We start from the raw sequence: 17,217 nt of genomic DNA on the forward strand, positions 1-17,217 counted from the left end.
TCCGCAACACAGTAGTGATCTTTTTCGCCTCACGGGCTACTTCTTCCGCGATTCGAAAGGAAAGCGGTGAAACGCGCGGGCCGGTGAAGGCGGGCCCGTCGGGCGCGGTCCGGCGGACACGACGAGGCCCCCCTCCCGGAGCGGGAGGGGGGCCTGGTTCGACCGGGAGATGACGCGGGTCAGCGCTCGGGACCCACGGTGGTCTTCTGGATCTGGAGCAGGAACTCCGCGTTGCTCTTGGACTCCTTCATCTTGTCCAGGAGCAGCTCGATGGCCTGCTGGGCGTCGAGCGCGTGCAGCACCCGGCGCAGCTTCCAGACCACGCCGAGCTCCTCCGGCGACATGAGGATCTCCTCCTTGCGGGTGCTGGACGCGTCCACGTCCACCGCCGGGAAGATGCGCCTGTCCGCCAGGCTCCGGTTGAGCTTGAGCTCCATGTTGCCGGTGCCCTTGAACTCCTCGAAGATCACCTCGTCGGCGCGCGAGCCGGTCTCGACCAGCGCCGTGGCCAGGATGGTCAGCGAGCCGCCGCCCTCGATGTTGCGGGCAGCGCCGAAGAAGCGCTTGGGCGGGTAGAGCGCCGTGGAGTCCACACCGCCGGACATGATGCGCCCGCTGGCGGGGGCGGCCAGGTTGTAGGCACGGCCCAGGCGGGTGATGGAGTCCAGCAGGACGACGACGTCCATGCCCATCTCCACGAGCCGCTTGGCACGCTCGATGGCCAGGTCGGCGACGACCGTGTGGTCCTCGGCGGGCCGGTCGAAGGTCGAGTGGATGACCTCGCCCTTGACCGTGCGCTGCATGTCGGTGACTTCCTCGGGCCGCTCGTCGACCAGGATCACCATCAGGTAGCACTCGGGGTTGTTCTCGGTGATGGCGTTGGCGATCGCCTGCACCACCATCGTCTTGCCCGCCTTGGGCGGGGAGACGATCAACCCGCGCTGGCCCTTGCCGATGGGGGCGACCAGGTCGATGATGCGCGTGGTGAGGATCTGCGGCTCGGTCTCCAGGCGCAGGCGCTCCTGCGGGTACAGGGGGACCAGCTTGGAGAACTCCTGGCGGCCCCTGGCCTGGTCGGGCGACATGCCGTTGACCGAGTCCAGGCGCACCAGGGCGTTGAACTTCTCCCTGCGCTCGCCGTCCTTGGGCTGGCGGACCGCGCCGATGATGTGGTCGCCCTTGCGCAGGCCGTGCTTGCGCACCTGGGCCAGGGAGACGTAGACGTCGCTCTGGCCGGGCAGGTAGCCGGTGGTGCGCACGAAGGCGTAGTTGTCCAGGATGTCGAGGATGCCCGCGACCGGCAGCAGGACGTCGTCCTCGCCGATCACCGGTTCCGGTTCCTGGCCCCCGCTGCGTCCGCGGCGGTCCCTGCGGTCCCGGCGGCGCCCGCGGCGGCGTCCGCCGAAGTCGTCGTCGTCGCCACCACCGCCACCACCACCGGAGCCGCGGCCCTGGTTCTGGCCGCCACCACCCTGCTGGGCGTTGCTGTTCGCGTTCTGGTCGTCACCGCCGCGGTTGCGGTTGCGGCGGTTGCGCTGGCGCTCGCGACCCTGCCCGGACCTGTTGTCACGGTCCTCGGCGGAGTCGGGGCCGTTCTTCTGGGGGGTGCTGGATGTCTTGGTCACGCTGCTCGCGGAGGTAGAGGATTCGGCGCCGTCCACCGCCCGGGGCTGGTCGCCGGGCTCGTCACCGCGTCGGCGGGACGAACGGCGACCGCGGGAGGGCTTCTCGCCCCGCCCGCCCTGGGGGTCGGTCACGGCCTGGTCCGACGGCTGCTTGTCCGCGCGCTTGCGCGGGGCCTCGTCCGTGCCCGGCGTCTCGGGAGCCTCGGCCCGGCCGTCGGTTGCCTCGACCTTACCGGCCTTGGACGCCGTCTCGGCGCTCTTTGCTGTTTTGGCCTTCGTCGGGCCGCCGACGGGGCCGCCCTGCTTGGCCTCGATCGCGGCGATGACGTCGCTCTTGCGCATGCGCCCCGTACCGGTGATACCCAGGCTGGACGCGAGCTTCTGGAGCTCGGGGAGCTTCAGGGCCGCGAGACCGGTACCGCGCGACGCCGTGCGGGAGCGCGAGGGCGTACCTGTCGGCGCGCCATCGCCAGCCTCCGTCACGGAAACGCCGGTGGTGGCTTTGTCTTCGACCGCCGCGTCCGTTCGGAGTTCGGTGGTGTCGCTCACTAAGGGTCCTTCCCAAGGAGCGGGCGTCGGCCGTCAGCGGGTGCTGGAGCGGCCGGCCCGGTGGTGCGAACCGGCAGGGCCGGGTAGGGCGTGCCCCACGTGGATGTTCGGAAACCGGCGTGAAGGCGGTCCCGTACCCAATCGCGACGGGCTCTGGGTACAGCCAGACGTCGGGGCGGATGGCTCGGTGGTGTTGCCCGTCCATCGTGAAGACACGCTCATCCGAGGAGGAGCGGGCTGCGATGACGTTGGCGACAGCCGCGGAAGAACCGCGGACTCGACACGTCGGCCGCCGCTTCCGGTTGGTCGTGGGATCGGACCACCGGAGTATGGGACGCGAAGGCCGTTGTGGCGGATGAGCACTCGCCCCGCAACGGGGCATCTGGTGCTTCACCTAGCCTAACACCACCAGAGGCCACGGCTATTCCTCGACACAGGTGCTACGAATGGGGAGATGGGGACCGCACCCCCGCCAGCTCCACGAGCAGGGGGCGTATGTCCCAATTCTTACCCGCCCTCCGGCGGATCGAATCAACCTGGTTCGCGATTTCCGGCGAATCCGCGGACGCCTCCCCCTCCCCCGTCGAGCACAGGACCAGGACCGTCGGCCCCGCGCCGGAGACCACCGCGGGCAGTCCCTCGTGTCGGCGCAGGTCACGGATGAGGTCGAGGGTCTCCGGCATGGCGGGGGCGCGGTAGGACTCGTGTAGCCGATCCCGCGTGGCCGCGTACAGGGCTTCGGGATGGCCACAAACGGCCGCGGTCATCAGCGCGGCGCGCCCGGCGTTGAACGCGGCGTCGCCGTGGGGCACCCGCTCGGGCAGCAGCCCGCGGGCCCGCTCGGTGGACAGCCGCCACCCGGGCACGCACAGCACCGGCAGGACGCGGGCGTCCGGGGCCAGGGACACCGCGCCCCAGCGGTCGCCGTCGCGGTAGGCGACCGTGTATCCGCCGTAGACGCAGGGGGCCACGTTGTCGGGGTGGCCCTCGATGTCCGCGGCGATCTGGTAGATGCCGTCGCGGTCCGGCCCGCCGTCGGGTCCGGTGCGCCCCAGCAGGGCGCTCGCGGCGGCCACGCCGCCGACGATCGCCGAGGAGGAGGAGCCGAGCCCGCGGGCGTGCGGGACGCCGTTGACGCAGGTCAGGTCGATCCCGGGCAGTTCCTCCCCTGCCCGCGCGAAGGTCTCGCGCATGGCGCGCACCACGAGGTGGCGTTCGTCGAGGGGGACCTCGTCGGCGCCCTCCCCCTCGACGCGCACGCGCAGCTCGCCGTCCTCGCGCGGGGACGCCTCGAACGTGTTGTACAGGCGCAGTGCCAGGCCCAGGGCGTCGAAGCCCGGCCCGAGGTTGGCGCTGGTGGCGGGGGCCTGGACGGACACCCGGGTGGGGCGTGATGGGCTCACGTGGGGCTCTTTCGTTTCTTCTCTGGGACCCCGCTCCGTCCCGGCGGGCCGACGCGGTCCGGGAGAGGGCTCAGGCCAGGTCGAGGGCCCGGGCCGCGGCGAGGGCGTCGACCGGGACGGTGGTGGCGGAGGAGGCTCCGGCCAGCGCCCAGTCGGGGTCCTTGAGACCGTTGCCGGTCACGGTGCACACCACGCGGCTGCCGGGCTCGACCAGACCCGCCTGCACGGACTGGAGCAGACCGGCCACGCTGGCGGCGGAGGCCAGTTCCACGAACACGCCCTCCTCTGCGGCGAGGAGCTTGTAGGCGGCCATGATCTGGCGGTCGGTGACCTTGTCGATGAGGCCGCCGGACTCGTCGCGGGCCTGCTCGGCGAGTTTCCAGGAGGCCGGGTTGCCGATGCGGATGGCGGTGGCGATGGTGCTCGGGCTGGTGACGGGCGCGCCGTTGACGATGGGCGCGGAGCCGCTGGCCTGGAAGCCGAGCATGCGCGGGTTGCGGGTGGAGATCCCGTCCCTGGAGTACTCGGTGTAGCCCATCCAGTAGGCGGTGATGTTGCCCGCGTTGCCCACGGGGATGCAGTGGATGTCGGGGGCGTCGCCGAGGGCGTCGACGATCTCGAAGGCGGCGGTCTTCTGTCCCTGGAGGCGGTAGGGGTTGACCGAGTTCACCAGGGCGACCGGGTAGTCCACGCTGAGCTTGCGGGCCAGTTCGAGGCAGTCGTCGAAGTTGCCGTCGACCTGGAGCAGGCGGGCGCCGTGGACGAGGGCCTGGGCCAGCTTGCCCATGGCGATCTTGCCCTGGGGCACCAGCACGGCGCAGGTCATGCCCGCGCGGATGGCGTAGGCGGCGGCGCTGGCGCTGGTGTTGCCGGTGGAGGCGCAGATGACGGCCTTGGCGCCGTCCTCGGCGGCCTTGGTGATGGCCATGGTCATGCCGCGGTCCTTGAAGGACCCGGTGGGGTTGAGCCCCTCCACCTTGAGGAAGACCTCGCAGCCCGTGAGTTCGGACACGCGCGCGGCGGGCAGCAGGGGCGTGCCGCCCTCCTGGAGGGTGACAACGGGGGTGCTCTCGTTGACGGGGAGGCGGTCGCGGTACTCCTCGACGATGCCTCGCCACGCCCGTGCCATGCTCACGACTTGTCCCTTTCGGGTGGATGCGGCTTCGCTTGACGCGCGGTGGAAGAGGTGGGGCGCCCGGACGGCCCGGCGGCGCGTCCGTGGTCCCCACCAGCTACGAGTCTATGACCCCGCCCGCACTATCTCGAATCGCGGTCGGATGTCTCACCATGCGGACATCCGGGGTTGCGCGGCGCGGGCCGCACGGATCCCGTGCGGCCCGCCAGGGGTTCTCGTCGTCCGCGCCGCGCCTCGTCCGCGCCGCGCGGGGCTCAGTCGGCGAAGGTCTCCACGCGCATCACGCTGGCCACCTCGCGCACCATCTCGTGGACGCGCAGGTCCTCGACCGTGGCGCTGAGCGCGGCGTCGGGGGCGGGGTGGCTGACCAGCACCAGTTGGGCGTCGTCCCCGCTGCCCTCCTGGCGCACGTTCTTGATGGACACACCGTGGTCGGCGAAGATCTCCGCGACCTTGGACAGCACACCGGGGCGGTCCGCCACGTCCAGCGCCACGTGGTAGCTGGTGATGGTCTGGCCCATGTCGTGCACCGGCAGCCCGGTGTCGTGCCCGCCCTCGGCCACCGAGGTGTCGGCGAGGCGGTTGCGCGCCACCGCGACCAGGTCGCCCAGGACCGCGCTGGCGGTGGGGGTGCCCCCCGCCCCTGCCCCGTAGAACATCAGGCGCCCCGCGGACTCGGCCTCCACGAACACCGCGTTGTAGGCCTCCTTGACGCTGGCCAGCGGGTGCTCGACCGGGAGCATGACCGGGTGGACGCGCACGCCCACCGACTCCCCGTCCTGCGAGCGCTGGCAGATGGCCAGGAGTTTGACCACGCAGCCCATCGCGCGGGCGCTGGCGATGTCGCCCGCGGACACGGCGGTGATGCCCTCGCGGTGCACGTCGGCGGCGGTCACCCGCTGGGTGTGGAAGGCCAGCCGGGCCAGGATGGCGGCCTTGGCTGCCGCGTCGAAGCCCTCGACGTCCGCGGTGGGGTCGGCCTCGGCGTACCCGAGGGCCTGCGCCTGTTCCAGGGACTCGGTGAACCCGGCGCCCTGGGAGTCCATCCGGTCGAGGATGTAGTTGGTGGTGCCGTTGACAATGCCCAGCACGCGGTTGACCCTGTCCCCCGCGAGGGAGTCGCGCAGGGGCCGCAGCAGCGGGATCGCGCCCGCCACGGAGGCCTCGTAGTACAGGTCCACCCCGGCGTCGCGGGCGGCGGCGTGCAGGGTCTGGCCGTCCTCGGCGAGCAGGGCCTTGTTGGCCGTGACCACGGACTTGCCCGCCTTGAGCGCGGCGAGGATCAGGGAGCGGGCCGGTTCGATGCCGCCGATGACCTCCACCACGAGGTCGATGTCGGGACGCGTGGCCAGGGCCGTGGCGTCGGTGGTCAGCAGCGCCGGGTCGACGCCGCGGTCGCGGCCGAGGCGGCGCACCGCGATGCCCCCGACCTCGATGGGCGTGCCCACCCTCGCGGCCAGTTCCTCGGACTGCTCGTTGACCAGGCGGACGACTTCCGATCCCACCACGCCGCATCCGAGCAGCGCCACCTTCATCGCCATTTGGGCGTGACTCCCACTTCTCTCGTGAATCCTCGTCTCGGGGCGGTCCTGCCGCCGTCGGGACCGTTCAGCCGACGTCGAGGCGGAGGAGGTCCTCCTCGCTCTCCCTGCGCACGATGACGCGGGAGCTCCCGCCGCGGACCGCGACCATGGCCGGCCGGGGCAGGTGGTTGTAGTTGCTCGCCATGGAGTAGCAGTAGGCCCCGGTGGCGGCGACGGCCACCAGGTCGCCCGGGCGCAGGTCGGAGGGCAGGTAGAGGTCGTGGACGATGATGTCACCGCTCTCGCAGTGCTTGCCGACCAGGCGGGACAGCATGGGTTCGGCGTCGCTCTCGCGGGAGACGAGCTGGCTGGTGTACTCCGAGCCGTACAGGGCGGTGCGGATGTTGTCGCTCATGCCGCCGTCGACGCTGACGTAGGTGCGGATGCCCTCGACGTCCTTGACCGTACCGACCTCGTACACGGTGATCCCGGCCGGGCCCGCGATGGCGCGGCCGGGCTCGACCGCGATGCGCGGCACCGGCAGTCCGGCCTCCTCGCACTCGCGGCGCACGATGGAGGTGAGGCTCCCCGCGATGGTCTTGGGGTCCAGGGGGTCGTCGCCGGAGGTGTAGGCGATGCCCAGGCCTCCTCCGAGGTCGAGTTCGGCGAGGGTGACGCCCAGTTCCTCGTGGATGCCGGTGAGAAACCGGGTCACGCGGCGGGCGGCGACCTCGAAACCGGAGGTGTCGAAGATCTGCGAGCCGATGTGCGAGTGCAGGCCGACGAGTTCCAGGTGCGGGGCGGCCAGGACGCGGCGGACGGCCTCGGCGGCGGCGCCGGTGCTCATCGCGAAGCCGAACTTCTGGTCGTCGTGGGCGGTGGCGACGAACTCGTGGGTGTGCGCCTCCACGCCGGTGGTGACGCGGATGAGGACCCTGGGCCGGGCGCCGAGCTCGGCGGCGATCGCTCCGAGGCGCTCGATCTCGTCGAGGGAGTCGATGATGACGCGGCCCACCCCGGCCTCGACGGCGCGGCGCAGCTCGGCGGCGGACTTGTTGTTGCCGTGCATGCCGATGCGCTCGGCGGGGACCCCGGCGGCCAGGGCGACGGTGAGCTCGCCGCCCGAGCACACGTCGAGCTTGAGCCCCTCCTCGTTCACCCAGCGCGCGACGGCCTTGGTCAGCAGCGCCTTGCCCGCGTAGTAGACGTCGGCGTCGGAGAAGGCGGTGCGGTAGTCGCGTGCGCGGCCGCGGAAGTCCTCCTCGTCCATGACGAAGAGCGGCGTGCCGTGGGTGGTGGCGAGTTCGCGCACGCCGACGCCGCCGACGGTGAGCTCACCGTCCGCGCGGCGCGCGGTGGCGGGCCACACGCGCGGGTCGAGGGCGTTGAGGTCCTCGGGGGGCAGAGGCGGGTTGTCCTCCGGCAGGATCTCCGCGTGGCGGGAACCGGCGGGGTGGGCGTAGCGGCTCATGATGGGCTTTCGACTGGGACTGTACGGCTGTGCGGGTCGGCGGTACCTTCTACCCCCATTGTCCACCGAACCGATCGGAACACCGGGGACGGGTGCGGCCCACTGGGGGCACGGAGCGTCTACAGCCTTGTGGGCGCTGACACCCCGAGCAGGAGGAGTCCGGTGTGGAGGACCCCGGCGACGGCTGCCGGCAGGGCCGGGTCCGCGGCGGTCCGCTCGGCGGTTCCGGGGATCGCGGCGGAACACGTCCGCCACTCATCGTAGGCACTGGTCAGCGCCTCCAGGTATCGGACCAGGATATGGGGTTCCTCTCGGCGGGCGGCCGTGTCCAGGGCGCTGGGGCCGTCGAAGAGGAGGCCGCGTACGGCGGCGGTGCGGTCGGGGCAGGTCGCGGGGGGCGGCGCGCCCTCGGCGCTCCAGCGCACGAGGCTGGTCGCGTGGGCGTGGGCGTAGCGCATCCGGAAGGCGGGGTTGGCGTCGGTCAGGCGGGCCCAGGCCCCGGGGTACTCGGCGGAGGGCAGCACCGGCAGGTCGCGTCCGGTGGTCTCGGTGCCGCGTGGGCGTTCGGGCACCGACCGGCAGAAGGCGACGCGTGCGCTGTCCTCGCCGACCGCGCCGAGGGCGCGTGCGGCGGGGGTGAGCAGTTCCCGGTGTCCGCCGTCGAGGTAGGGGTCGCGCCAGGAGGCCCCGCCGGGGGCGGGCGGAGGGGCCTGGGGACCGACGGCCAGGGCGATGCGGGCGCGGGCGTCGGCGCGGGCGAGCCTGCGGGCCTGGGCGACCGGCCCGGCCTCGTGCAGGGCGGAGGCGGGCCACTCCCCCTCGCCGTCCCAGTCCCTGCCGGTGAGGAAGCGGGGCCCGTCGGCCGCCGCGGCGAGCAGGGCTCCGCGCTGGCGTCCGGTGAAGGTGATGTTGAGGAAGCCGCGGCCGTCGCCGGTGACGCGGTCGAAGTCCACCAGGCCCTCGTCGCGCATGGCCGAGAGCTCGGCGGCGACGCGGTCGCGGACCTCGGCGCGGCGGTCCCCCCTGCGCTCGGGCTCACGGCCGCCCGCGCCGCCCGACAGGCGGGGCGGCAGGGCGGTGGCGGCGTCGGCGCCCCCGTCCGCGTGGTCGTTGCGGGGCCACACGAGGGGGATCGCGCCGGGGTCCAGGCCCAGGGCCCGCGCGGCGGCCTCGCGGACGGCGGCCTCCAGGTGCCTGGGGGTCACTCCCGTCCCCTGTCGACCAGGCTCCGGATGATGTCGATGAGCTCGTCGGGGTCGAAGGGCTTGGTGACGTAGGCGTCCACGGCGAGGCGCCTGCCGCGCTGGTGGTCCGCCTCCTGGGTGCGCGCGGTGACCATGATGATGGGGCGGTCGCGGGTGCGGGCGTCGGCGCGCAGGCGCTCGACGGCCGTCCACCCGTCCACGCGGGGCATCATGACGTCCATGGTGACCACGTGCGGGTCGATGTGCGCGGCGCGGTCGAGGCAGTCCTGGCCGTCCACCGCGGTGAACACCTCGAACCCCTCCAGTTCGAGGTTCAGGCGGATGAGCTCGCGGATCACGTCGTCGTCCTCGACGACGAGAACCCGTGTGGGTAGGGCGTTCACGGGCGCGACACTACCGCCGCCGGGTGACACGGCACCACCGGATCGCGGTGATCGCCGGTCCGGGCCGGGCGCGGCGGCAACGGGTGGACGAAGGACGGCGCGATCCTGCTAGAGTTGTTCACGCAAGCCAGCCCCCTTAGCTCAGGGGATAGAGCATCGGCCTCCGGAGCCGGGTGCGCAGGTTCGAATCCTGCAGGGGGCACACCCACCGCGGACCAGCGGGATCGCCCAGCTGGCCAGCCTGAACAACGCCGACCGCCACGGTCGGCGTTCTTCGTTTTCCGCCACCTGACTCCGCGTTTCCCGGACCTTCCCGGGCACACTGCGGACGGGGCGCGCAGCGCGCGAGGGCGGGGGCGCCGGGAGCACCCGGCGCCCCCGCCCCGCGCCTTCCAGCCGCCCGTGATCCAGGTCACCGGCAATCGCCCGTCCGCTCGTTCCGGCGTGGTGGTCGGTGCCCGGTCAGGCACGGCCGGGCAGCGGCCAGGAGCCGTCCACGACCGCCCCGGGGTCCCGGCGTCGCAGGTAGTCCTGGAAACTGGCGGCCTGTTCGGCCTTCCAGCCGACCTGTGCGGCGTGCAGGTCGTCGATGCCCATGGCCGCCAGCTCCGGGTGGGCGGCGGCGAGCTTCCAGGCCAGCCGGGCGGCGGCCAGCGCGTCCGCGGCGGCCCCGTGCGCCTGGTCCGCGTCCAGGCGCACGCCGTGGTGGGCGCACACGTCGACCAGCTTGCGCGAGCCGCGCCGGAAGGTGTCGAAGCGCTTGTCGATCACCAGCGGGTCCAGGACGCGCAGCGTCCCGTCCAGGCGCGTCCCGGCGTCGTGGCGCCGCGTCTCGGCCGTGAGGAGCCCCAGGTCGTAGGGGGCGTTGTAGACCACCACCGGCAGCCCGTCCGCCGCCGCCTTCTCCAGCGCGGCGCCGATCTCGGGCACCGCCTCGGCGGCGGGGCGGCCGTGGGAGCGGGCGTGCTCGGTGGTGATGTGGTGGATGTCGGTGGCCTCCTGGGGGATGTCGATCCCGGGGTCGATGAGCCAGGTGGTGACGTCCTTGGTGCGGGCCGCGGGGTCGATGCGCCACAGGGCGGCGGTGACGATCCGGTCGTTGGCCAGGTCCAGGCCGGTGGACTCGGTGTCGAACGCGGCCATGGGCCGGGTGTGCCAGGTCATGGGGACCTTTCCGGGTCGGGATGTGCCGTAGGTACCCGCTCCGGCGCGTGTTGTGCCGGAAGCGGGTGAACTTTCGCGGGCACGGCACCGTCCGGCGCCGGTGCGGGGTTTCCCGGGCGCCTCCCGGCCGGCACCCGCCCGGCGCGGCCCGCTGCCCGGCGGGCGTTGTCCACAGGCGGGGGCGGCCTCTGGTGCGGCGGACGCGCGTGCCCTAACTTCGAGGCATGAAGTTCCTGGTACGCGAACGCGTTTTCGACATCGGTGACGACTACTGGGTGACCGACGAGGCGGGTGAGAAGGTCTTCCTCGTGGACGGCAAAGCGCTGCGGCTGCGCACGACCTTCGAGCTCAAGGACACCGACGGCACCGTCCTGGCCGTCATCCGCAAGAAGCTGTTCAGACTGCGCGACCAGATGAGGGTCGAGCGGGAGGGCGGCGCCACCGCCACCGTGCGCAAGCGCCTGGTCAACCCGCTGCGCGACAAGCTCGTGGTGGAGGTGGAGGACGCACCGGACTGGGAGGTGACCGGGGACTTCCTCGGCAAGGAGTACGTGATCAGCGACGAGCACGGCACCGTCGCGCACGTGTCCCGCAAGTGGTTCCGCGTCCTGGACACCTACGCGGTGGACGTGAACACCCACCGCGCCGACCTCGCCGGGGACCCCGCCCTGGTGATCGGCGTGGCGGTGGCCGTGGACACCCTCACCCGCGACGATGACGAGGGGGAGGGGCCGGGGGACTGAGCCGGGACGCGCGCGGCGGCGCCCCGGCCCCTCCCCCGGGTCAGGCGTCGCGCCGGCGGAACAGCCACACCGCCGCCGCCCACACCAGCACCACCCAGGCCGCCATGACCGCGCCTCCCTGGAGGGCGGACAGGTCGGTCCTGTTGGGCCCGCCGAGCAGGAACATCTGGGCCCCCGCGCGGTCGGGCAGGTAGTCGGCCGCGTCGGTGAGCATCGAGAGGAAGAAGGACAGCGCCAGCACCGTGCTGATCAGCACGGTCAGCGGCACGATCGCGTTGCGCGCGACGACGGTCAGCCCGGCCGCGAGCAGGGCCAGCAGGACCCAGTACAGGACGGCGCCCGCCAGGGCGCCCGGCACCGGGCCGCCGACGACGTCCGCCAGCGGGTAGCCGTGCTCCCCCAGCCCCAACTGGGTGGCGGCGAAGGCGGCGGTCACGGTGACCGCCGCGACGGGCAGCGCGGCCAGGGCCACCGCCGTCGCCTTCGCGAGGAGGAGTCGGGGCCGGTCGGGCACCGCCAGCAGCGAGGTGCGTAGTTGTCCGCCGGTGTACTCGCCGCTGACCGCGAGCACGCCCAGCACCACCATTCCGGCCTGCCCGTACATGATCGCGTCGAAGCCGCTCTGTTCGGGGACGACCTCGCGCACCAGCATCCCGGGGTCGTTCTCCAGGGCCTGGCCGACCGACCAGCCCGACAGCCAGGCCAGCCCGACCGTCAGGACCGGGGTCGCCAGGCAGGTGATCCAGACCGAGACGAGAGTGCGCAGCTTGTCAGCCTCGGCGCGCAGGACGCCGTTCACCGCTGGCCCCCGGTCCACTCCCCGTGGCCCCGGCCGACGAGGGCGAAGAAGGCCTCCTCCAGTGAGTCGTGTCCGGCGGTCAGCTCCGCGGGGCCGCCCTCGGCGACCAGCCGTCCCCTGTCGATGACCACCAGGTGGTCGGCGATCCTGGCCACCTCCCCCATGAGGTGGCTGGAGAGCAGGACGGTGCGCCCGCGGTCGGCGAGCTCGCGGGTGAACCCGCGGATCCACCGGATGCCCTCGGGGTCGAGCCCGTTGACCGGTTCGTCCAGCACGAGCACCTCCGGGTCGCCGAGCAGGGCCGCGGCCAGGTTGAGCCGCTGTCCCATGCCCAGCGAGAACGTGCGCACCCGCGAGCGGGCGGCGTGCGCCAGGCCGACCCACTCCAGGACCTCCTCCGCCCGGGAGGCGGGCAGGCCGTTGGCCCGGGCGATCCACCCCAGGTGGGCGCGGGCCGTGCGGGAGGGGTGGGCGCCGCCGACGTCGAGCTGGGCGCCGACGGTGGCGGCGGGCCTGCGCAGCGAGGTGTAGGGCACCCCGTTCACGAGGGCGCGGCCCCCGTCGGGCCGTTCCAGCCCGAGCAGTGTCCGCAGCGTGGTGGACTTTCCGGCCCCGTTGGGCCCCAGAAAGCCGGTGACCTGTCCGGGGCGGGCGGTGAAGGTGAGCCCGTCCACCGCCGTGTGGGCGCCGAAGCGCCTGGTGAGTCCGTGTATCTCGATCATGGCGCCCATCGTCGGGCCCGGGGGCGGACCGGCGCGTCGGCCCGGAGTGGACAGTCGCACCGTCAACTCCGGGGGACGTCCGGGGCGGACGCACGTGTTCCCGGCGGGCCCGACCGGCCGGGTCAGTCGCGGCGTGCGGCCCGGACCAGGCCGGTCTCGTAGGCGAAGACCACCAGTTGCGCGCGGTCGCGGGCGTCGAGTTTGGTGAGCAGGCGGCTCACGTAGGTCTTGACGGTGGCGCGGCTCAGGACGAGGCGGTCGGCGATCTCGGCGTTGGACAGCCCCCTGCCGACCAGGGCGGCGACCTCGCGCTCGCGCGGGGTCAGCGGGACGTCGGCCCACCCGTCCGGCTCGGGTTCCCTGGACCGGACCACCTCGGCGATCAGGCGCCCGGTGACCTCGGGGGCCAGGAGCGCCTGGCCGTCGGCGACCACGCGGACGGCGCGCAGCAGTTCCTCGGGGGCGGTGTTCTTGAGCAGGAACCCGCTGGCCCCGGCGCGCAGCGCCCCGTACACGTACTCGTCGAGGTCGAACATGGTCAGGACGACCACGCGGGTGGCGGTGGTCCGCGCGCAGATCTGGCGGGTGGCGGCCAGCCCGTCGAGCCCGGGCATGCGCACGTCCATGAGGACGAGGTCGGGCCGGGTGCGCACGACCAGGTCGACCGCCTCGTGCCCGGTGCGCGCCTCGCCGACGACGGTGAGGCCGGGGTCGCCGTCCATGAGCATGCGCAGCGAACCGCGCAGGAGGTCCTGGTCGTCGGCGACCACGATCCGCACCGGCGCCGCCTCACCCATGCCTGTCCCCCTGTCCTCGGACGGATACCGGGGCGCGTCGCCGCGGCGGCGTGCGGGCCCCGGGACACAGTCTGGCGGACTCCGCTCGCGGGTGGGTTCCCGTGTTCCGCCGCCTGTCGGCGCACGGGCGCCACCCGGCGCTCACTCAACTCACACCCCTTAGGCGCCCTCTGACGCACGGACACCACCCAACCTGTGGCCCTCCTCTGGCACGCGGGCGCTGCCCGTCGCTCAAAGACCGTTCAGCACACGCATGTCATCCGGCGCCCAAGAGTCATCAGGCACACGCGGATCCTCCGGCACACAGGTTCTGCGAAGCGCACGGGCACCGTCCGGCACACGGGCGCGTCGCGCGTTCCGATGGACGGGTCTCGGCACGCGGCGCGCCATGTCCGGCGGGGGCGCCAGCGGTCGCCGCACGGCCTCACCCGGGTCCGAAGGGGATGCGCGCGCGGAGGCGGTGGCCGCCGCCGGGTAGGGGCCCGGCGGAGAGGGTGCCGCCGTGCGCGGCGACGCGCTCCGCCATCCCGGCCAGACCGGTTCCGCTGCCCGGTACGGGAACGCGGCCGGGCGCGGGCCCGGTGTCGGTGACCTCCACCTCCACGGCGGCGGCGCCGCCCAGGACGGTGACCTCGCAGACGGAGCCGGGCGCGTGCCGGATGGCGTTGGTGAGCGCCTCCTGGACCACGCGGTGGACGCTGACCGCCACGGCCGGGGGCAGCGCCCCGGTCCCTTCCGTCCGCAGGCGGCAGGTGATCCCCGTGCTCCCCGCGGTGGCGACAAGGGCCTCCAGGTCGGCCGGTCCCGGCTGCGGTCCCAGGGGCGCGTCGTGGTCGCCGCGCAGGGACACCAGGACCCGGCGGAGTTCGTCCGAGGCCTGGCGGCTGGCGGCCTCGATGTCGGCCAGGGCCGCCCGCAGCTCCTCGGCGTCCCCTCCCGTGTAACGGGCCACCCCGGCGCGCATGCCGACCGCGCCCAGGGTGTGGGACACCACGTCGTGCACCTCGCGGGCCACCCGCAGCCGTTCCCGGACCCGGGCCTCGCGCGCCACCGCGGCGACCGCGCGCGCTTCCTGGACGCTGCGCTCCCGGACCGAGCGGCCCAGCAGCCAGGACAGGCCGAGGAGCACCGAGCCGACGCCGAGGCCGCGAACCAGTCCGTCCAGTGCCGCTCCGTTGGATCCGACGGCCACGACGACCAGGACGCCTGCCAGCAGGTAGAGCCCGTGCCGCGGCCGGGTGGGTCCGCGTTCGGCGGTCAGCGCGAGCGGGTACAGCGCCCACGCGGCGGCGGCCAGCGGCATCTGGCCCCACCCCGCGACGGTGGCCGCGAGACCGGCGGCGAGCACCGCGCCGAAGGAGGCGGCGGGCCACCTCCAGCGCAGCACGATCCCGGCCGCGACGACGGCGCACAGGGCCGGACGCACCCAGTCCAGCGGCTGGGCGCCCAGGGTGTGCGGGTCGGGTAGGCCTCCGGAGAGCAGCAGGTGGAGGAGGGCCACGGCGGTGTCGACCGTGAACCTGCGGCGTGTGGGACCGGGCCTGGCGTCCAACGCCGTCCAGTGGCGGGACGGCCCGGGGGCGGACGCTCCGCTCGGCGGGGGGTCGGTCGCTTCGGTCACCGGTCGTACTCCGTTCCGGAGGCGGGCGGGGGCTCCCCGCCCACGATGTCAGTGCCAGGCTCCCCGGCAACCGCCCCGGGTTCTCTCCCCCCGCTGGGGACGGTGGCTGGCTGTAGTGCCCGGGGTGTCCGGGATGGGCCAGACTGTCGTTGGTTGACGGGCGAGAGGAAGGGACGGCGGGCATGGGTGCGGTCTGGAGGCGGGCGCTGCGGGCCAGCACATACCTGCTGGTGGTCCTGGGTTCGGGTCTGGTGACGCTGGCGATGCTGCCGCTGACCCTGGCCGTGGTGCTGACCATCCCGGTCGGCGGCCTGGGGTTCGTGCTGCTCCCGCACTGGATGGGGCTCCTCGGCCGGTGGGCCTCCTGGCACCAGGGGTGGGCCTCCCGCTTCCTGGGCGTGCCGGTCCCGCGCGTCCGCGGGCGGGAGGCGTCCGGCTTCCGGGAGCTGTGGGGCCGGCCGTCCACCCGCCGGATCCTGCTGTGGTTGCCCGCGTTCGCGCCGGCCAGCACCGTGCTGGGGCTCGTGGGGCTGCTGGCACTCGCGATGCCGCTGAGCGCGCCGCAGTACCTGTTCTGGTGGGCGATCCCCGAGGAGGAGCCGCTGCAGCTCCTGTGGCTTCCGGTGCTGGACTGGGGCACGGCGCTGGCCACCGGGATCGGGTACGCGGTGGTCGGGTGCGCGCTGGGTCTGGGCGCGGCCGTTCCGGCGGCCCGGGCCCACGCCCGCATGACCCTGGCACTGCTGGCCCCCACCGAGGCGGAACTGCTGGCGGCCCGGGTCGACGAGCTGAGCCGCACGCGCGCCGACGTGGTGGACGCGCACGGCGCGGAGCTGCGCCGGATCGAGCGCGACCTGCACGACGGCACCCAGGCGCGGCTGGTGGCGATCGCGATGCAGCTGGGGGTGGCGCGGGAGGCGGTGGAGAACCCGGCCGTGGCCGCTCTGCTCCAGAACGCCCACGAGGGCGCCGAGGAGGCGATGGCCGAGCTGCGCGAGGTGATCCAGGGCATCTACCCGCCGATCCTCGCCGACCGGGGCCTGGCCGGGGCGCTGGCCGCGCTGGCCGCCCGCACCACCGTCCCCACCCGCCTGGACGTGGGCGAGCTGGGCACGCTGCCGGTGGCGGCGGAGACCGCGGCCTACTTCGTGGTCACCGAGTCGGTCACCAACGCGGTCAAGCACAGCGGGGCCGAGGAGATCTCCGTGCGCCTGGAGCGGGCGGGCGGCGTGCTGCGGGTGACGGTGCGCGACGACGGCTCGGGCGGGGTGGACGAGGAGCGCGGCAGCGGGGTGCGGGGGCTGCGCCGCCGGGTGGCCGCCCTGGACGGTACGGTACGCGTGGACAGCCCGGCGGGCGGGCCGACCGTGATCGACGTGGAGATGCCGTGCGGATCGTGATCGCCGAGGACAACGTGCTGCTGTCGGCGGGACTGGAGCTACTGCTCTCCACCAGGGGCTTCGAGGTGGCCGAGGTGGCCGCGGACGCGGCGGCCTTCGCCGACGCCGTCGACCGCCACCGGCCCGACCTGGCCATCGTGGACGTGCGGCTGCCGCCGAACTTCCGCGACGAGGGCATCCACGCGGCGATCGGGGCCCGCCGCAGGCACGAGGCGCTGCCGGTGCTGGTGCTCTCGCAGTACGTGGAGAGGGACTACGCCGGGGAGCTGCTGGCCGACGGCCGCGGCGGGGTGGGCTACCTGCTCAAGGACCGGGTGGGCCGGGTGAGCGAGTTCGTGGACGCGCTGCGGCGGGTGGCCGGCGGCGGCACGGTGATGGATCCGTCGGTGGTGCAGCAGCTGCTGGCCCGCCGGGTCCGCGACCCCCTGGAGTCGCTCACCCGGCGGGAGAACGAGGTCCTGGCGCTGATGGCGGAAGGGCTCGACAACGGGGAGATCGCCGAGCGGATCGTGGTCACCGAGAACGCGGTGCACAAGCACGTCGGCAACATCTTCGCGAAGCTGGGGCTCTCGCCCTCCGACAGCGGGCACCGCCGGGTGCGCGCGGTGCTCGCCTACCTCGACGGCAGGTGAGCGGCCCCGGCCGGTTCCGGCGGGGCGGCGCCCGGCGGGGAGCGG

General features: G+C 73.6%; 15 protein-coding genes and 1 tRNA gene. 4 read left to right on the forward strand and 12 right to left on the reverse strand.

Annotated elements, in window-relative coordinates; translation table 11 throughout:
- Positions 1–179: 179 nt before the first annotated feature.
- The 7 genes from rho to HGB44_RS12350 form a co-directional block, all read right to left on the reverse strand.
- Positions 180–2,174, reverse strand: a complete 1,995-nt coding sequence (rho, locus tag HGB44_RS12320) for a transcription termination factor Rho (protein ID WP_061078096.1) — start codon at positions 2,172–2,174, stop codon at positions 180–182.
- A gap of 440 nt (positions 2,175–2,614) precedes the next feature.
- On the reverse strand, positions 2,615–3,553 hold the full coding sequence (gene thrB, locus HGB44_RS12325) for a homoserine kinase (protein ID WP_061078097.1): 939 nt from the start codon (positions 3,551–3,553) through the stop codon (positions 2,615–2,617).
- Between the two features lie 94 nt (positions 3,554–3,647).
- Positions 3,648–4,706: a threonine synthase gene (thrC, locus tag HGB44_RS12330; RefSeq protein WP_210751558.1), complete on the reverse strand. Its 1,059-nt coding sequence runs from the start codon at positions 4,704–4,706 to the stop codon at positions 3,648–3,650.
- 260 nt (positions 4,707–4,966) lie between these two features.
- Positions 4,967–6,253 (reverse strand): homoserine dehydrogenase, encoded by a 1,287-nt coding sequence (locus HGB44_RS12335; protein ID WP_061078099.1) that lies wholly within the window; start codon positions 6,251–6,253, stop codon positions 4,967–4,969.
- Positions 6,254–6,320: 67 nt separating this feature from the next.
- On the reverse strand, positions 6,321–7,706 hold the full coding sequence (lysA, locus tag HGB44_RS12340; protein ID WP_061078100.1) for a diaminopimelate decarboxylase: 1,386 nt from the start codon (positions 7,704–7,706) through the stop codon (positions 6,321–6,323).
- A 119-nt stretch (positions 7,707–7,825) separates the two neighbouring features.
- Entirely contained in the window at positions 7,826–8,911 is a 1,086-nt protein-coding gene (locus HGB44_RS12345; protein ID WP_061078101.1) for a DALR anticodon-binding domain-containing protein, read from the reverse strand.
- Entirely contained in the window at positions 8,908–9,294 is a 387-nt protein-coding gene (locus HGB44_RS12350) for a response regulator (protein ID WP_061078102.1), read from the reverse strand. The genes HGB44_RS12345 and HGB44_RS12350 overlap by 4 nt, the downstream gene beginning before the upstream one ends.
- Before the next feature lie 130 nt (positions 9,295–9,424).
- On the opposite strand from HGB44_RS12350, the gene HGB44_RS12355 reads away from it, so the two are divergent.
- A tRNA-Arg gene (locus tag HGB44_RS12355) sits at positions 9,425–9,496 on the forward strand.
- A gap of 260 nt (positions 9,497–9,756) precedes the next feature.
- Here the strand turns inward: HGB44_RS12355 and HGB44_RS12360 are convergent.
- Complete coding sequence (locus HGB44_RS12360) at positions 9,757–10,458, reverse strand: exonuclease domain-containing protein (protein ID WP_082768154.1); 702 nt, start codon at positions 10,456–10,458, stop codon at positions 9,757–9,759.
- 224 nt (positions 10,459–10,682) lie between these two features.
- Here HGB44_RS12360 and HGB44_RS12365 point away from each other — a divergent pair, with 224 nt between their 5' ends.
- On the forward strand, positions 10,683–11,201 hold the full coding sequence (locus HGB44_RS12365; protein ID WP_061078103.1) for an LURP-one-related/scramblase family protein: 519 nt from the start codon (positions 10,683–10,685) through the stop codon (positions 11,199–11,201).
- A gap of 40 nt (positions 11,202–11,241) precedes the next feature.
- Here the strand turns inward: HGB44_RS12365 and HGB44_RS12370 are convergent, their stop codons facing one another.
- The 4 genes from HGB44_RS12370 to HGB44_RS32455 all read right to left on the reverse strand — a co-directional run bounded on the left by HGB44_RS12370 (position 11,242) and on the right by HGB44_RS32455 (position 15,140).
- Positions 11,242–12,000, reverse strand: coding sequence for an ABC transporter permease (locus tag HGB44_RS12370; protein WP_061078104.1), 759 nt, complete (start codon positions 11,998–12,000; stop codon positions 11,242–11,244).
- Positions 11,997–12,722: an ABC transporter ATP-binding protein gene (locus tag HGB44_RS12375; RefSeq protein ID WP_061078105.1), complete on the reverse strand. Its 726-nt coding sequence runs from the start codon at positions 12,720–12,722 to the stop codon at positions 11,997–11,999. Before HGB44_RS12375 ends, HGB44_RS12370 begins: the two co-directional genes overlap by 4 nt.
- Before the next feature lie 122 nt (positions 12,723–12,844).
- On the reverse strand, positions 12,845–13,519 hold the full coding sequence (locus HGB44_RS12380; protein WP_061078106.1) for a response regulator: 675 nt from the start codon (positions 13,517–13,519) through the stop codon (positions 12,845–12,847).
- Between the two features lie 424 nt (positions 13,520–13,943).
- On the reverse strand, positions 13,944–15,140 hold the full coding sequence (locus HGB44_RS32455) for a sensor histidine kinase (RefSeq protein WP_061078107.1): 1,197 nt from the start codon (positions 15,138–15,140) through the stop codon (positions 13,944–13,946).
- A gap of 182 nt (positions 15,141–15,322) precedes the next feature.
- Here HGB44_RS32455 and HGB44_RS12390 point away from each other — a divergent pair, with 182 nt between their 5' ends.
- Positions 15,323–16,540, forward strand: a complete 1,218-nt coding sequence (locus tag HGB44_RS12390; protein WP_061078108.1) for a sensor histidine kinase — start codon at positions 15,323–15,325, stop codon at positions 16,538–16,540.
- Entirely contained in the window at positions 16,528–17,172 is a 645-nt protein-coding gene (locus HGB44_RS12395; RefSeq protein WP_061078109.1) for a LuxR C-terminal-related transcriptional regulator, read from the forward strand. The genes HGB44_RS12390 and HGB44_RS12395 overlap by 13 nt, the downstream gene beginning before the upstream one ends.
- Positions 17,173–17,217 lie beyond the last annotated feature (45 nt).

Origin of the sequence: Nocardiopsis alborubida, assembly GCF_012396365.1 — a bacterium.
Classification (GTDB): domain Bacteria; phylum Actinomycetota; class Actinomycetes; order Streptosporangiales; family Streptosporangiaceae; genus Nocardiopsis; species Nocardiopsis alborubida.

What these genes read in the sequence shown, in the direction of transcription:
- HGB44_RS12380 (WP_061078106.1), bottom strand. Translation starts at nt 13,519, where the DNA reads ATGGGTGAGGCGGCGCCGGTGCGGATCGTGGTCGCCGACGACCAGGAC.
- HGB44_RS12365 (WP_061078103.1), top strand. Translation starts at nt 10,683, where the DNA reads ATGAAGTTCCTGGTACGCGAACGCGTTTTCGACATCGGTGACGACTAC.
- HGB44_RS12360 (WP_082768154.1), bottom strand. Translation starts at nt 10,458, where the DNA reads ATGACCTGGCACACCCGGCCCATGGCCGCGTTCGACACCGAGTCCACC.
- thrC (WP_210751558.1), bottom strand. Translation starts at nt 4,706, where the DNA reads ATGGCACGGGCGTGGCGAGGCATCGTCGAGGAGTACCGCGACCGCCTC.
- HGB44_RS12375 (WP_061078105.1), bottom strand. Translation starts at nt 12,722, where the DNA reads ATGATCGAGATACACGGACTCACCAGGCGCTTCGGCGCCCACACGGCG.
- HGB44_RS12335 (WP_061078099.1), bottom strand. Translation starts at nt 6,253, where the DNA reads ATGGCGATGAAGGTGGCGCTGCTCGGATGCGGCGTGGTGGGATCGGAA.
- HGB44_RS12390 (WP_061078108.1), top strand. Translation starts at nt 15,323, where the DNA reads ATGGGTGCGGTCTGGAGGCGGGCGCTGCGGGCCAGCACATACCTGCTG.
- lysA (WP_061078100.1), bottom strand. Translation starts at nt 7,706, where the DNA reads ATGAGCCGCTACGCCCACCCCGCCGGTTCCCGCCACGCGGAGATCCTG.